Below are 15,540 nucleotides of genomic sequence, written 5' to 3' on the forward strand. Positions count from 1 at the left end.
GATCAAGAAAACGAGTGAACAGCTAACACAAGAATGGGAGTCACAACGTGAGTATTACCATCAGAACAGGCCTCATGGCACTCGCCCTGCTCGGTTCGACGGCGTTGACCGCTGTCACGGCCCAAGCCGCCGACCAGGAGATCAGCTGGATTTATTGCGGCGACAAGCTCGATGATATCCACGCGAAGTACATCAAGCAGTGGGAAGAAAAGAACACCGGCTGGAAGATCGCGCCGGAAGTCGTTGGCTGGGCCCAGTGCCAGGACAAGGCAACGACGCTTGCTGCAGCTGGCACGCCAGTCGCAATGGCCTATGTCGGTTCACGTACGCTCAAGGAGTTTGCCCAGAACGATCTGATCGTCGAGGTCCCGATGACGGACGAAGAAAAGAAGGCCTACTATCCGCACATCGTCGACACCGTCACCTTCGACGGCACGCAATGGGGCGTTCCGATCGCTTTCTCGACAAAGGCGCTTTACTGGAACAAGGATCTCTTCAAGCAGGCCGGCCTTGATCCCGAGAAGCCGCCGAAGACCTGGGACGAGGAAATCGAATATGCCAAGATCATCAAGGAGAAAACCGGAATCCCCGGCTTCGGCCTTTCGGCCAAGACCTTCGACAACACAATGCATCAGTTCATGCACTGGGTTTACACCAACAACGGTACGGTGACGGACGCGGAAGGCAAAATTACCCTCGACAGCCCCGAAGTGCTGAAAGCGCTGGAGGCCTATAAGAGCATCGTGCCCTATTCCGAAGAGGGCCCGACGGCCTACGAGCAGAACGAAGTGCGCGCCATCTTCCTCGATGGCAAGGTCGCGATGATCCAGGCAGGTTCCGGTGCTGCCTATCGCCTGAAGGATACCAAGATCGACTGGGGCATCACGACCCTGCCGCTTGGACCGCAGGCCAAGGGACCAGGCACTCTGCTCATCACCGACAGTCTTGCGATCTTCAAGGGTTCGGGCGTCGAGGACAAGGCTATCGAATTCGCCAAGTTCATCACCTCTCCCGGTCCCCAGGAGGAATATGAGCTCAACGGCGAATCCGGTCTGACGCCGCTTCGTCCGTCGCCGAACATCGACAAGCTGGTGACTGAAAAGCCTTACTGGAAGCCGTTGATCGACGGCATCAGCTACGGTGGTCCAGAACCCCTTTTCACCGACTACAAGGGCTTCCAGAATTCGATGATTGCGATGGTGCAGTCCGTCGTGACCGGTCAGGCTCAACCGGCCGATGCACTCAAGAAGGCTGCCGGCGAAATCGAGGCGTTCAAGTAGCCTTCGTGGGGATCGCGGGGAGCAACAACCCGCGATCCTTCCTGATTGTGCAAGTGCTGCTACAGCAGCGACCGGAGACAGGTTTTGGGACAGCTTTTTCTCAATAATGTGCAGAAATTCTACGGCGACTACGAAGTTCTGAAGGGCGTGCAGCTCGATGTGAAGAACGGCGAGTTCGTTGTCTTCGTCGGTCCCTCAGGCTGCGGCAAATCCACCCTCCTGCGCATGATCGCCGGCCTCGATGCGACAACTGCCGGCGATATCGTCATCGACGGAATCCGGGTCAACGACCTGCCGCCGGTCAAGCGTGGCATTGCCATGGTGTTCCAGTCCTACGCGCTTTATCCGCACATGACCGTTTTCGAGAACATCGCCTTTCCGCTTCGCGTCGAGAAGATGGAGGAGTCAAAACTCAAGGCAAAGGTCGAGAATGCGGCACGCATTCTCCACCTCGACCAGCGCTTGCAGCAGAAGCCCGGAATGCTGTCCGGCGGCCAGCGCCAGCGTGTCGCAATCGGCCGCGCCATCGTTCGCGAGCCGAAGATATTCCTCTTCGACGAACCACTGTCGAACCTCGATGCCGCACTGCGGGCCGACATGCGCATCGAGCTTGCAAAACTGCATCGCCAGTTGAAGGCCACCATGATTTATGTGACGCACGACCAGGTGGAAGCCATGACCATGGCCGACCGCATCGTCGTGCTGGATGCCGGCGATATCTCGCAGACCGGTGCGCCATTGGAGCTTTATCACAAGCCGGCCAACCTCTTTGTTGCCGGTTTCATCGGCAATCCCAAAATGAACTTCCTGCCGGTTACCTGCAAAAGCGTCAGCGAGGCCGGCGTGGAAGTGGACCATGGCGGGCAGACCGCTACTTTGCCGGTTGCTCCGCGCGAAGGCATGATCGGCAAGACGCTTACGCTCGGCATCCGGCCGGAGCATGTGCAGCTTGGTTCCGGCGACATCTCGCTGACCGTTACGCCGACGGTCATCGAACGGCTTGGCGCCCATACGGTCGCCTATGCAGCGCTTAACGGCGAGGGCGAGAACTTCTGCGCGATGCTTCCCGGCAGTGTCGGGATTCGTCCCGATAGGCCTGTGGTCACGGGGATCAACGCCACCGATTGCCACCTCTTCGACGAGGCCGGCTTTTCCTTCGAGCGCCGCGTGGAACTCACGGAAATTGACATGGCCGTGCTTGATCCGACGGCAGCCTAGACCAGGCGACCCTATATGGAAGAAGTCGATTATTCCGCAAGACGGCGATCATCGGATGCGCTTCGACTGACCCATGAGCCGCTCGGTGAGTGCGAACCGACCCTGCAATTTGCGCGCAAGTCGATTAGGCGGCGCGACGCCGACCAGGCCAATTTTCTCCTTGTCTGTGAGCCCAGGTTGCGGCAGCCCATGAGGAAGTAGCGGTTCGGCCACAATCCGAAGAAAGCGGCAACTCGTCCCCACGGTTGCCGCCCTTGCGATTCCAGCTTGGCGAAGGATCGAAGCTGCCCTGTAACTATTTCGCCGGTGGAGGTTGCCAATCTTTTTCTGGTTTCACTTCGACCGTGTCGTGGGCCTCCTGCCAGCTGCTGATGCCGCCAGGGAACCAATAAACGCCGGTAAAGCCCTTCATCACCAGCCGTTTGCCAGCGTTCCAACTACCCCAGCACTCGGGACGGCAGAAGGTAACGATGGGCTTTGAACTGTCCCCTTGTGTCAGTTCATTTACGCGACGAAAAAAAGCTTCCTCTTTCGTTGCCTCAAAAGCCGCTGCTCCGGCACCCGGCATCCACACCGCGCCCGGTATGGAGCGATGTGTCGGCAGCCAAAGTCGATCCTTGGGAAAGTCCTCCGGCTTCTGATCGGCGGGGCCAACGTCAAGAAGCACCGGATCTTTTGGCATGAGCGCCTCAAGTCCTGCCAGATCAATGACGGTGGCACCTGTCAGCGTCGTCGGCGTCTGCCCGCGCATCGGGCCAGTCCACAAGCCGCTCGGCTCCGGCACTTCGGCCCAGGACCATTGCGTGCTGGCGGCGGTTACAAACGACGCAATCGCCAGTGAGGAGGCAACCCTCAGCAATGTTACAATCAGTCCCGACATGCCCGCACCCCTCAATTCGTGGCCGGCGGCACCTTGAAACTCTGTTCCCAACGCGCACCCTTGGTATCGGAAGCGACCACCTTGATCGGCCCATTGCCCTGCGGAACAAAATTGAAGCCGATGACGGGATTTGTAGACAGGGAAATATCGCCCACAATGTCCAGCACGGTCTGGTCGCCGTAGGAGACGGTCATCTTCTCGAGGTAACGCGCCGGCGTGTAAAGCCGAGTAAGCTGGTTCATCTGCATTCCGCTGAAGTTCGGGTGACGGATCATTAGCGTTGCCTCTGCAGGTTTTCCCTGCTGGATGCTCTCGGCGAATTTGATCCTCATTTCCCCCATACCCTTCATCGCTTCCGCGTCGCTGGGGCCGGAAGGCGCAGAGCAGCCGCCCGATGCCTTCACAAAGGCGGCAGTCGAAAACAGCTTCCCGTCCTTCGTCTCGGCAACGGCGTGAACGTTCGTATAGGTGTCGACCCGCACACGCAGCTGCAAGGTTCCAGAGTCCGCGGCCGGCCCGAAGGTGACATGAGCGGCCAGCGGCGCAGGATTGTCATCGATGACAAGATAAACCGATTTGATCTTGTCCTTCTGGGGCATTGTCAAAGTGATCGGCACGAGCGCAGCATCCTGCGCGCGCTTCGGCGCATCAATCTTGATCAATGAATCGGTCGGGACGACTTCGCGGTCGTCGAAGAGGTAATCGGCAATCAGTTGCCAGCGCTGCTCCCGCTGGGCATCCGCCTGGGAGGGTTCTGCTGCAGGAACCGACCCGGCGCAGATCGCCGTGAGCAGAGCCGCCGCAAAGATCGGTCGCACTATCTCCATCATGGGTCTCCTCCTTCTTTCACCCCTCTACATTACTCCCATTCAAGCTCCTTGTAAGCTTGAATGACGTTTCGGCTGTTATAGTCCTCAAACAGCGCCCAGCCTTCGCCTTCTCCCGCCGCGACCACTCGACTGGCCTTTTCTATCCCAAGGCCCTGCGCTATCGCCTTGCGCGTTTCATCGCGCAGAACCGTAAGATAGCGCACCTGTTTTGCCATGGCCGGTCGAAAATCGACCATTGCCGGTCCATGACCCGGAACTGCGCGAGAAGCACCAATGCCGTCGAGCCGCTTGGCTTCATTCAACCATCCGGGCAGGCTACCATCCAGCGAGGGAACGCGACCGACGAAGAGCAGGTCGGCAGGAAACAGGGTTCCCGTGGATGTATCGAACATCGACAGGTCGCAATCGGTGTGGGCGGTATCATGCGCAGTAATGCGGACAATGCGGTCGCCGAGATCAACTTCGGCCACATCTTCAATCTCGCGGGTGGGATAAACAATGGCGCCTACGCTCCTGGATCCGAGAATGTCGACGAGACGCTCGTGATAAAAACTTCCCCGCGCATCGAGAGCACGGCTCAGAGCGTGATGGCCGATAAATTCCGGCTGTTCTTCCGCAAAGGCCGCAGCGCCAAAGCAATGATCGGGATGGACGTGGGACATCACGACATACCGGATCGGCTTGTCGGTGCATTTCCTGATTTGCGAGCGAAGCCATTGCCCGTCTGCCAGACTGCCTCCCGGATCGATCACGAGCACGCCGTCGCGTCCGATGATGAAGCCTATGTTTGCAATGCCTCCGTTGTTTTCCCGAGTGGCTTCCTCGTGCGGCGCCTCGCGAATGAAGAGGCCGTTCCCGACGTCCTTCAACGAAAAGCATTCGCTAGCAGATCCACGTGCCGGCAGACAGCACATGCAAAGACCAAGCGCCAAGGCTTCACGTCGCGTGAAGCGAGCGCTACCGGCGGATGGTCCGGCATATTCGACCCGGGTGAGCTCATCTGTTGACATGCTTAAGAGTAGCACGTTCCGCCGGGCTTCGGTCGAGCTGAGAGTGTTGCTGACTGCCGCAGCCATTGTGGACGATATCGGTCCGATCGCGATCGTCGCTGTCTTCCATCTCGGGCGAACTGGATTCACGACTTGAGGCGGATCATCGCATGGCTCGGACTTTCGCCCGAATTTTCTGGGCGAGAGCAGAAACGCACGCAAATCAATTGATGCGAAGACCCTTGACGCGGTTCTTCATGGATCACATTCGCCCGGCTCATGCAAAGACCGGAGGCAATATATCGGTCGCGGTTGTTCCGGTGGCGATGTGGCGGAAATATTCTCCGCCACATCCATTGTCCGCTCATCCACTTGGCAACACAGCGCATTACGCTGTTCGAGCAAGAAGATTACTCCGCAGCCATGGCCGTTGGCTGCTCCGGTTCTTCCTCCTGGGCATTCTTGTGCGTCTGATGCTCGGTCGGCTTTATCCGGAACCAGGTGGCATAGAGAGCGGGAAGGAAGAGCAGGATCATCACGGTGCCGACCGCCGTGCCACCGATCAGGGTATATGCCATGGATCCCCAAAACACCGAGTGTGTAAGCGGAATGAAGGCAAGGACGGCGGCAAGCGCGGTCAGGATTACCGGACGTGTGCGCTGTACGGTCGCCTCGATGACGGCGTGATAGTCGTCGAGACCGGCTGCCTGGTTCTCCTTGATCTGCTCAGTCAAGATCAGGGTATTGCGCATCAGAATTCCAGCCAGTCCTATCAAGCCGAGAATGGCATTGAAGCCGAATGGCTGGTTGAAGAGGAGCAGAACCGGAACCACGCCGGCCAGGCCAAGCGGGCCGGTCAGCATCACCATGGTCATCGTAGACAGGCTACGAACCTGCAGGATGACAACGATCAGCATGGCGGCAATCATCGCCGGGAAGATTTGAACGAGAGCGACGTTCGCCTTCAGTGATTCCTCGATGTTTCCGCCCATTTCGATACGATAGCCCACCGGTAGCGAGGCAATCAGCGGCTGAAGCGCCTTCAGCACCTGCTGCGAGACCTCCGGGGGCTGTGTCGCCTCGTTGATGTCCGAACGGATGGTGATAACGGGCGTTCGATCGCGACGCTTCAGTATCGGCTCTTCAAAGCGGATTTCGGAGTGGCCTATCTGATCGAGCGGAACCTGTCGGCCATCCCGGCTCATCAGCGAAAAGTCTGCCAATGCCGATGGATCGAGGCGGTTGTCGCCAGCACTGCGGGCGACGACAGGCACGTTGCGGATGTTCTCGCGAACCTGCGTGATCGGAATTCCGGTCAGCAGCAATTGCATCTGCTGGGCTGCCTCCGTCGGCGAAAGACCGATCAGGTTAAGCCGATCCTGGTCAGGCACAAAACGCAGCACAGGCGTGCGATTGCCCCAGTCGCGGTTTGCCTGGCGAACGTCCGGTACGCTTTTCATGATGTCGAGAGCTTGTTCGGAGATCTTGTAGAGTTGTTCCCGATCAGGTCCCATGATCCGGAACTCGACCGGAAACGGCGTGTAAGGACCGAATACGAGCTGCGTGACGCGAACGTAGGCTTCAGGGGCGAGGCCATCTGAGATTGCCGCGCGGAGCCGAAGCTTCAAGGCCTCACGCGCCTGAGAATCGGGGGTAAGCACCACTATCTTTGCGAAAGCGGGGTTCGGCAATTCCGGTGCCATGGCAAAAAAGAACCGAGGAGCGCCCTGCCCGACATAGCTGGTGACAATGTTTGCTTCCGGTTGTTCCTGGAGCCAATTTTCGAGCTTCTTGACCGCGGCAGTCGTCGTCCCAATGCTGGTGCCTTCAGGCATGCGGACTTCAACGAGCACTTCGGGCCGATCCGATGTCGGAAAGAATTGCTGCTTCACTCCTCCCATACCGACAACAGAAAGAGCCATGGCTATGGCGACGACAGCGCATGTCATGAACTTGTGATGCACGGCAAATCTGATGACGGCCCTGAGACGCCGGTAATTGGGCGTATCGTAGATGGCGTGATGGCCGCCCTCGACAGGCTTGATCGCCGGCAGCATCTTGACGCCGAGGTAAGGGGTGAAGATTACCGCAACAATCCACGAGACGATCAGCGCAAAGCCCACGACCCAGAAGATATTGCCAGCGTACTCGCCGGCGGTTGATCTGGCAAAGCCCACTGGCATCAGCCCGATGATCGTCACGAGTGTGCCGGAAAGCATGGGCGCTGCCGTATGGCTCCAGGCATAGGCGGCCGCCTTGATGCGATCCATGCCCTCTTCCATCTTCACCACCATCACTTCGATGGCGATGATGGCGTCGTCAACGAGAAGACCCAGCGCCAGGATCAATGCGCCGAGGGTGATCCGGTCAAAAAACCTCCCGGTTTCCAGCATGATGAGGAAGACGACGGCAAGAGTGAGCGGAACGGCCAGAGCCACGACGATCCCGACGCGCCAACCGAGGCTGACGAGGCTCACCAGCAACACCACCGCGAGCGCCATGGCGAACTTCATCATGAACTCGCCGACCGCAGCGTCGATGTTGACGGCCTGGTCGCTGACCTTTGCAAGCGTCATGCCGAGCGCAAGATTCTGGGCGATCTCGCCAGATCTCTTCTCGAGCGCCTTGCCGAGCTCCAGCCCGTTCCAGCCCTGCTGCATCACCGCACCGAGCATAATGGCGGGCTCGCCCTCATGGCGGATGATGTAGGTGGCTGGATCTTGGTAACCGCGCCGCACATCGGCAACGTCGGAGAGCTTCAACGTGCGTCCACCAGCAACGATCGGCGTGTCGGCGATCGCCTGGATGCTGTCATAGGCACCGTCGAAGCGGATGAATACCTGAGGTCCGCGCGTATCGATCGAGCCTGCTGGCGTCACGGTGTTCTGTCGTTGCAGGGCCGCGGCAATGTCCTGCGCCGATACGCCGAGTGTGGCCAGCTTGGCATAGGAGAACTCGACGAAGATCTGCTCTGGAAGCTCGCCCAGGATATTGATCTTCTTGACGCCTGGCACGTGCAGAAGATCCTGGCGGATCAACTCGGCCTGCCGCACAAGCTCGCGCATCGGCATGCCCTTGGCTTTCAGAGCGTAGAGAGCGAAGCTGACGTCGGAATACTCGTCGTTGACAAAGGGGCCGATGACGCCCTGGGGCAGATTCCGGGCCTCGTCTCCAAGCTTCTTTCGGGCCTGATAGAACTCTTCCTCTACTCCGTTGGGGGGCGTACTATCCTTCAAGGTGACGGTCAAAAAGGCGTATCCGGGCCGGGTTGTCGTCTCGACGCGATCATACCAGGTGAGTTCCTGAATGCGTTTCTCGAGCGGCTCAGCGACGAGATCCTGCATTTCGCGCGCTGTCGCGCCTGGCCATGCGGCTGTCACCGTCAGGGTCTTGATGGTGAATGAAGGATCTTCCGCGCGCCCCAGCTTGACGAATGCATAGGCGCCGGCAGCAGCCAGCAGGATGATGAAGAACAGAGTGACGGCTCGCTCGCGGACTGCGAGCGCGGATAAGTTAAAGTTCATTGTTCTGCCGCCTCTGATTGTGCCACTTTGGTTCGCACGCTCGCTCCGTCCTGCAGCAAATGGGCTCCAAGAGCCACGACCGAATCGCCGGCCTTCAGGCTGGAAACCACCGCGATTTCCTCGCCCACTCGTTCTATCTTCACTTGCCTGAAGTGGACGGTCGAAGATTTCTCGTCGAAGATCCAGACCCCGGTTCGACTGCCGTCATCGAGGACAGCGCCTACAGGCACCGCTGCATGCGTTTGCTCACTGCCAGTAGAGATCTTGATCGTAACTGTCGCACCAAGGGGGGCTGACGCTGCCGCGCCATCCAGGACCCAGCGTGCTTCGTAGGTCCGGGTTTTCGGGTCAGCGGCGTCAGAAATCTGCCGAAGCCGCGCCTTGTCTTGCAAGCTTTCGTTTCCGTAAACTTCGGCCCGGGCTACCTCGCCAATCTGTGGCCGAAGGGATTCCGGAAGAAAGACCAGCGCTTCACGGGGCCCAGCTTGAGCGAGCCTGATCACGGTTTGTCCGGCTGCCACGACTTGTCCCGGCTCTCCGAGCGTCTCGACGACAGTTCCATCGGTATCGGCAACCAGCAGAGAATAGGTTGCCTCGTTGTCTGCGACCTTTGCTTCGGCTTCTGCCGCTGCAAGTTGGGCGGTAGCAGTGTCGAGTGCAGCCTTTGCTTGTTCATAACGTTGGGGCGTCGCGGCTAATCCGTTTTTCACCAGAGCCGTGTAACGCCTTTCGTCTGCTTCCGCTTGCACCAAGACAGCCCGAGCTGCGACGACTGCATTGCGTTTTGCTGTGAGTGCGAGGCGCAGATCGGTCTCGTCGATGCGCATCAGGGGTTGGCCGGCCTTGATCTGTTCGCCGACGTCCACATAGCGCTGAATGATCTTGCCAGGCACCCGGAAGCCGAGGTTGCTCTCTACCCGGGCCGCGATCGTGCCTGTGAAGGTGCGCTCGGCCGAACCTGGCCTCTCCGCTTCCGCCAGCCTGACGAGCGGCGGCGCCACGCGAGGATCTAAGGCCTCCGTTTCACCTCCCGATGTTTCGGCGACGACGGCAAACGCGGTTGCGGCGGCCGCCGCCAGAGCGGCCAATGATACGAGAACGATCTTGCGGTCCATTTTCATTACCCTTCTTGACGGGCGCAGGAATTGAATTAGATTATGATATAACTCTAAATGCTATATAGATGTCAAACGAAATCTAAAGAGGTCGATATGAGAGTCAGTCGTGCTCAGGCCGAAGCAAATCGCGAAGCGGTGATAAACGCTGCAAGCCGGCTCTTTCGGGAGCGCGGTTTTGACGGCATCGGATTGAAAGACCTGATGAAGGGTGCCGGCCTCACTCAGGGCGGTTTCTACAAGCAGTTTGAGTCCAAAGATGATCTTGTGGCGCAAGCATCGAGGCGTGCAATGGAAAGCGCGACCCGCAGATGGTCATCTGTTGCAGCTTCTAGCTCCGACCCTCTTGAGGCGATTATCGGGTTTTATCTCTCGCAGGGCCATCAGCAAGAAAAGGCCGATGGCTGCCCTTTAGTGGCGCTTGGATCCGACGCGGCGCGTCAGAGCGAGGAGGTGCGGGTTCCGTTCCAGGATGGGATTGAAGCCCATCTTCAGGTCCTCGACGAGCTAATGCCGACGTCGAAGGGATCAAAACCTTACGAAAAAGCCATGGCCGTCCTGTCTCTGATGGTAGGCGCCGTAACGATCTCTCGCATCTTGAACGATAAGGGTTTGTCGCAAGGCTTTCTCGATGCAGCCGCCGATGAGGTTAGGCGTATGGCGGCACCGGGGGGAAAAGCCTGAGATGTCCCGCAGTTTGCTTGCCGGATCCTTCAAGATCCCCGCAGGTCCTTGATGCAAAACCTGGCCGCTCGAGCGGGATCACCGTGTCAATAAGCAGTGACGGCGATCGAACGTCCGTAAGGCTTAGGCACACACACACAAGGATGAATGCTTTGTCTGGAGAACACATGCGTCGGATCGTAATTACAGGAATGGGGACAGTTAACCCCCTTGGCGCCGGTGTGGCAATTTCCTGGGCTCGGCTATTATCTGGCCGTTCGGGCATTCGAAGGCTCCCGGACGATGTGGTGGGAGACCTGCCGGCCAAGCTCGGCGGCGTCGTTCCCTCCCTAGAAGAAGATCCCGAGGCTGGCTTCGATCAAAATGCGGTCCTTGCTCCAAAGGACCAGCGGAAGGTAGATCGGTTCATTCTATTCGCATTGGCGGCGGCAAAAGAGGCGCTTGCTCAGGCGGAATGGAAGCCGATTTCGGAAGTTGACCGGGCCCGCACCGCGACGATCATCGCCTCGGGGATCGGTGGCTTCCCCGCCATAACCGAAGCGGTGCGGACGGTTGATCAGCGTGGTGTCCGCCGACTTTCGCCGTTTACAGTGCCGTCTTTCCTCGTGAACCTCGCAGCAGGGCAGGTCTCGATCCGATACGGCTTTAAAGGTCCGCTCGGTGCGCCGGTCACCGCCTGTGCGGCAGGCGTTCAGGCGATTGGCGATGCGGCGCGTCTTATTCGCGCCAATGAAGCCGATATTGCCGTGTGCGGCGGAACGGAAGCCTGCATGAACATCGTCAGCCTGGGTGGCTTTGCGGCCGCGCGCTCCCTGTCGACCGGCTTCAACGAAACACCTGATCGGGCCTCACGACCCTTCGACATGCTGCGTGACGGCTTCGTGATGGGGGAAGGCGCCGGTATCCTGGTCATCGAGGCCCTAAGTCACGCGCTTGCGCGCGGCGCAAAGCCGCTGGCCGAACTCGTCGGCTACGGAACGACGGCAGACGCTCATCACGTCACCTCCGGTCCCGAGGACGGCAACGGTGCGCGCCGGGCCATGGAAATCGCGATTGCCCAAGCCGGGATTTCGCCGCGTGACATCCACCACCTCAATGCACACGCGACATCCACACCGGTCGGCGATCTGGGGGAAATCGAGGCGATCAAGACGGTGTTCGGTACTCGTTCCAGCATAGCTGTCAGTGGAACGAAGTCGGCGACCGGGCATCTGCTTGGAGCTGCCGGCGGGCTTGAGGCCATCTTTACGATCATGGCGCTCAGAGATCAGGTGGCGCCACCCACTCTGAACTTGAATGCGCCAGATCCGGCCAGCGACGGTATAGACTTTGTCTCAAACAAGGCTCGGGCCATGAAGATGGACTACGCGATCTCCAACGGCTTTGGCTTCGGAGGAGTCAATGCCAGCGCAGTGTTCCGACACTGGCCGGACAAGCTGGCTGGCACCGGAAATCCGCGTCCGCGTTAAGCGGTCTTCTAATCGTTCCGACAACTTAAGACGTGTCCCGCTCGTTTGGAACGGAGCACGTTGCTTTAGGGCTCAAAGAACTTCGGGCAGCTCTTCAACTATCTTTATGGACGATGCCCAATTTCTGCAGTAGGTTGCATTCGCAAAGGTGAATATGATTTACAATAGATGACCCTCAAGAGCGGGTGAGGTGCAGGCCGTGCATAACAAGCTGCCACCTGAGGGCGAGTATGCACCGCCTCTGTCACGCCCGGCTCCGACTCCGGATGACATTCGTAGTCAGCTCGACCTCATCATCGCCAGCCCCGAATTCCCGCGTGTTGGTCGCAGTGCCGCATTCCTGATCTACGTGACAGAAGAAACGCTTGCTGGCCGTGCAAAACGCATCAAGGGCTATACGATCGCGGTCGATGTCTTCAAACGCAATGAAGGTTTCAAACAGGACGATCCCGTCGTTCGGATAGAAGCTGGGCGTCTGCGGCGTTTGCTGGAGCGCTATTACCTTGTCGCAGGACAGAATGATCCCATAAGGATCGACATTCCCAAGGGTGGATACGCGCCTTCCTTCGTCTGGAATGACAAGGTTGACGACGTCGCTCTGCCCGATGTCACGACACCCTTACCCCGAAGATTGGGCTTCCGGCTGCCTCAACTGATGCCGTTCGGTATCGGGGCTGGCGCAATGTTCGGCGTTGGTATCGTCGCTATGTCCCTGTTCGCTCACCTGCTTCCAGGCCGGTCGAACGCGCTCCTGTCGGCGGGCGGCCCGACACTGGTCGTCGCCCCATTCGCCGATCTTGGCGACGGGCCACAAGCGGAACTTTACTCCGTCGGCCTGACCGAGGAATTGCTGACAGTCCTTCCTCGCTTCAAGGAGGTGCACGTGTTCGGGCGGGAGGCATCCAAATCGCTGTCGCCGGGCGTTCCTGCCTCGCAGGTGCGCCGGGAGCTTGGGGCGCGGTTCCTGCTCGCAGGCGGCGTGCGTGTTTCAGCCAATCGGGTGCGCGTGACAGCACGCCTGGTAGATACCGGGACCGACAGGATTCTCTGGTCCGACACCTATGACGACGACACTCACATCCGCGATCTGTTCAGCATTCAATCCGACGTGGCAAGCAAGGTTGCGACTGCAGTTGCCCAGCCATATGGGATCATGGCCCAGGTGGATGCCGCCAATCCTCCCCCTGGAGATGTTGGAGCCTACACCTGCACGCTGGGCTTCTACGCCTATCGCGCGCAATTGACGGTAGACCAGCATTCGAACGTGCGCAATTGTCTCGAGCGTGCCGTCGAGCGATATCCGTCCTTCTCAACCGCATGGGCGATGCTCTCGATCATTTATCTCGACGAGGAACGATTTCGATTCAACGCAAGATCCGGCACTCCGACGCCGGCCGAGCGCAGCCTAAGCGCCGCTCGGCGCGCGGTTCGACTGGACGCGGGCAACACCCGTGCGCTGCAGTCTCTGATGACCGCGCTGTTCTTCAACCAGAAGGTCGCCGAGGCGTTCAAGGTCGGCGAACAGGCGTTGAAGACCAACCCGAACGACACAGAACTTCTGGGCGACTTCGGCACGCGTGTAGCCCAGAGCGGACAATGGGAACGCGGAGCAGCGTTACTTGATCGTGCGCTTGAGCTCAATCCCGGTGGCGGGGGCTACTATCACGGAATGCGTGCCTTCGCAGCGTATATGCTTCATGACAAGAGAACTGCGCTCATAGAGATCAGTCAGGCGGACCTGCAGAAGTTCCCGCTGTATCATGCAGTTGCGGCGGTTATCTACGCGGACGCGGACATGATGGACGACGCCCGCCGAGAGGCTAGGCGGTTCCACGAAATGCGCCCTGACTTCATTCCGAACATCGTGGCCGAATTGAAATCGCGCAACTTCCAGCCCGCGGATCGGGCAAGATTGATCGCAGACATCAGGAAGGCCGGGCTGCCTGCGGTGGATGAAGTTGAGGCGTCGATGGTGCTTTCGACGAAGGAGCGCCCGGTTTCTCTGCCCTAGGGGCTCATCCCAAAGATGGCCGTTACGGCATAGAACATACCAGAAGTTACGGGCGCTCTGCGCCTTTGGGGGATAGGTTTTCTTGCCGGGGCGGATTGTTGGCTTCGGATGCATTGGGTTTCAATTGAGGGCGTTTCGTGGGAAGCATCGGTTGTGGGGTAGCGTCGGTTCAAAAAAGCTGGCTTCGTTGGTTTGTTGTAGGTGTAGTAGTTGCACTGCTTACCGGATGTGGCGGCCATCCGAAGGGTGTATTGACCCCAGTGGCAAATACATCTCCGCAATCGCCGAAAGTGGACATGCTGATCGCCACGACCCGCACCCGTTCGACCGTGCCAGGTGAAATGTTCAACGGAGAACGTGCGCGGGCTCCCGCGTTTGCCGACATGACGATATCCATTCCGCCGAGCAAAGTGCGCAAGGAGGGACAGGTCGCCTGGCCGAAGAGATTGCCGTCCAATCCCGCTACCGACTTCGCCACCATCAAGGCCGACGACCTCAACGTTGACGAAGCCAAGAAATGGTTGAGCGCAAGCGTCAAAAGGACCCCAGACGGTAGCGTGCTGGTCTTCATTCACGGCTTCAACAACCGCTTCGAAGATGCTGTCTACCGCTTCGCGCAGATCGTGCACGACGCCGGCGTTCAAAGCGCACCCGTCCTGGTGACATGGCCCTCGCGCGGCAGCCTGCTTGCCTACGGTTATGACCGTGAGAGCACAAACTACACACGCAATGCGTTGGAGACGCTTTTTCAATATCTGGCAAACGACGCCGAGGTGAAGGAAGTATCGATCCTTGCTCACTCGATGGGGAACTGGCTGGCACTGGAATCCTTGCGCCAGATGGCCATTCGCAACGGGCGCCTGCCCCAGAAGTTCAAGAACGTGATGCTCGCGGCACCGGACGTCGACGTTGACGTCTTCAGCCAGCAGATCGCCGACATGGGTAAGCAGCACCCGCAGTTCACGCTGTTCGTATCCCGTGACGACAAGGCTCTGGCGTTTTCCCGCCGAGTCTGGGGTGACGTCTCAAGGCTCGGTGCTATCGACCCCGAGCAAGCTCCCTACAAGCAAGAACTGGAAGCCAACAAGATTATGGTCATCGATCTTACCAAGGTAAAATCCGGTGACAGGATGAATCACGGGAAATTCGCTGAATCGCCCCAGATCGTCCAGCTTATCGGCCAGCGCATCTCCGAGGGGCAGACTTTGACCGACAGCAGGGTCGGACTTGGCGACCAGATCCTCGTTGCAACGACCGGGGCTGCGGCTACGGCCGGCAACGTCGCCGGTCTCGTTCTAGCCGCACCCGTTGCTGTCGTCGATCAGAATACACGCGACAATTACGCAACCCATGTCGGAAGCGTGGCAGGTACAGGCCGAACACAGCAGACCGCCGCAGAAAATTGCGATCAAACCCGACCGGCACGGAACTGCAAGCGCTGAATCCGCGGACAGATTATACTGTAAGATACATAGGCACAGGCGGCTTTTACGGCATATTCCCATCGGGACTGCGAGACGGTCGATCAGGGCGATTCAGT

Annotated in this window: 11 protein-coding genes; 6 read left to right on the forward strand and 5 right to left on the reverse strand. The window is 58.9% G+C overall.

Annotation, left to right across the window (positions count from 1 at the left end):
• Nucleotides 1–74 precede the first annotated feature (74 nt).
• Together AM571_RS15935 and AM571_RS15940 are read left to right on the forward strand one after the other, a co-directional pair.
• Nucleotides 75–1,280 carry an ABC transporter substrate-binding protein gene (locus AM571_RS15935; protein ID WP_074062246.1) on the forward strand — a complete coding sequence of 402 codons (1,206 nt, stop codon included), beginning with the start codon at nucleotides 75–77 and terminating at the stop codon, nucleotides 1,278–1,280.
• 84 nt (nucleotides 1,281–1,364) lie between these two features.
• Nucleotides 1,365–2,498, forward strand: coding sequence for an ABC transporter ATP-binding protein (locus tag AM571_RS15940; RefSeq protein WP_074062247.1), 1,134 nt, complete (start codon nucleotides 1,365–1,367; stop codon nucleotides 2,496–2,498).
• Between the two features lie 295 nt (nucleotides 2,499–2,793).
• On the opposite strand, the gene AM571_RS15945 is transcribed toward AM571_RS15940, so the two are convergent.
• The 5 genes from AM571_RS15945 to AM571_RS15965 form a co-directional block, all read right to left on the reverse strand.
• Nucleotides 2,794–3,378, reverse strand: coding sequence for a rhodanese-like domain-containing protein (locus tag AM571_RS15945; RefSeq protein ID WP_074062248.1), 585 nt, complete (start codon nucleotides 3,376–3,378; stop codon nucleotides 2,794–2,796).
• A gap of 11 nt (nucleotides 3,379–3,389) precedes the next feature.
• Nucleotides 3,390–4,208: a quinoprotein dehydrogenase-associated SoxYZ-like carrier gene (locus tag AM571_RS15950; RefSeq protein WP_074062249.1), complete on the reverse strand. Its 819-nt coding sequence runs from the start codon at nucleotides 4,206–4,208 to the stop codon at nucleotides 3,390–3,392.
• Between the two features lie 29 nt (nucleotides 4,209–4,237).
• Nucleotides 4,238–5,218 carry a quinoprotein relay system zinc metallohydrolase 2 gene (locus AM571_RS15955; protein ID WP_074062250.1) on the reverse strand — a complete coding sequence of 327 codons (981 nt, stop codon included), beginning with the start codon at nucleotides 5,216–5,218 and terminating at the stop codon, nucleotides 4,238–4,240.
• Between the two features lie 389 nt (nucleotides 5,219–5,607).
• Nucleotides 5,608–8,721, reverse strand: a complete 3,114-nt coding sequence (locus tag AM571_RS15960; protein ID WP_074062251.1) for an efflux RND transporter permease subunit — start codon at nucleotides 8,719–8,721, stop codon at nucleotides 5,608–5,610.
• On the reverse strand, nucleotides 8,718–9,836 hold the full coding sequence (locus AM571_RS15965; protein ID WP_074063288.1) for an efflux RND transporter periplasmic adaptor subunit: 1,119 nt from the start codon (nucleotides 9,834–9,836) through the stop codon (nucleotides 8,718–8,720). The genes AM571_RS15960 and AM571_RS15965 overlap by 4 nt, the downstream gene beginning before the upstream one ends.
• Before the next feature lie 96 nt (nucleotides 9,837–9,932).
• On the opposite strand from AM571_RS15965, the gene AM571_RS15970 reads away from it, so the two are divergent.
• The 4 genes from AM571_RS15970 (at nucleotide 9,933) to AM571_RS15985 (ending at nucleotide 15,442) form a co-directional block, all read left to right on the forward strand.
• Nucleotides 9,933–10,520 (forward strand): TetR/AcrR family transcriptional regulator, encoded by a 588-nt coding sequence (locus AM571_RS15970; RefSeq protein ID WP_074062252.1) that lies wholly within the window; start codon nucleotides 9,933–9,935, stop codon nucleotides 10,518–10,520.
• Between the two features lie 167 nt (nucleotides 10,521–10,687).
• Complete coding sequence (gene fabF / locus AM571_RS15975) at nucleotides 10,688–11,989, forward strand: beta-ketoacyl-ACP synthase II (protein ID WP_074062253.1); 1,302 nt, start codon at nucleotides 10,688–10,690, stop codon at nucleotides 11,987–11,989.
• Between the two features lie 199 nt (nucleotides 11,990–12,188).
• The gene (locus AM571_RS15980) at nucleotides 12,189–14,000 is read left to right on the forward strand and encodes an adenylate cyclase (protein ID WP_074063289.1); all 1,812 of its coding nucleotides are present in this window, start codon (nucleotides 12,189–12,191) and stop codon (nucleotides 13,998–14,000) included.
• Between the two features lie 296 nt (nucleotides 14,001–14,296).
• Entirely contained in the window at nucleotides 14,297–15,442 is a 1,146-nt protein-coding gene (locus AM571_RS15985; RefSeq protein ID WP_237358501.1) for an alpha/beta hydrolase, read from the forward strand.
• Nucleotides 15,443–15,540 lie beyond the last annotated feature (98 nt).

Origin of the sequence: Rhizobium etli 8C-3 (assembly GCF_001908375.1) — a bacterium.
GTDB classification, from domain to species: domain Bacteria; phylum Pseudomonadota; class Alphaproteobacteria; order Rhizobiales; family Rhizobiaceae; genus Rhizobium; species Rhizobium etli_B.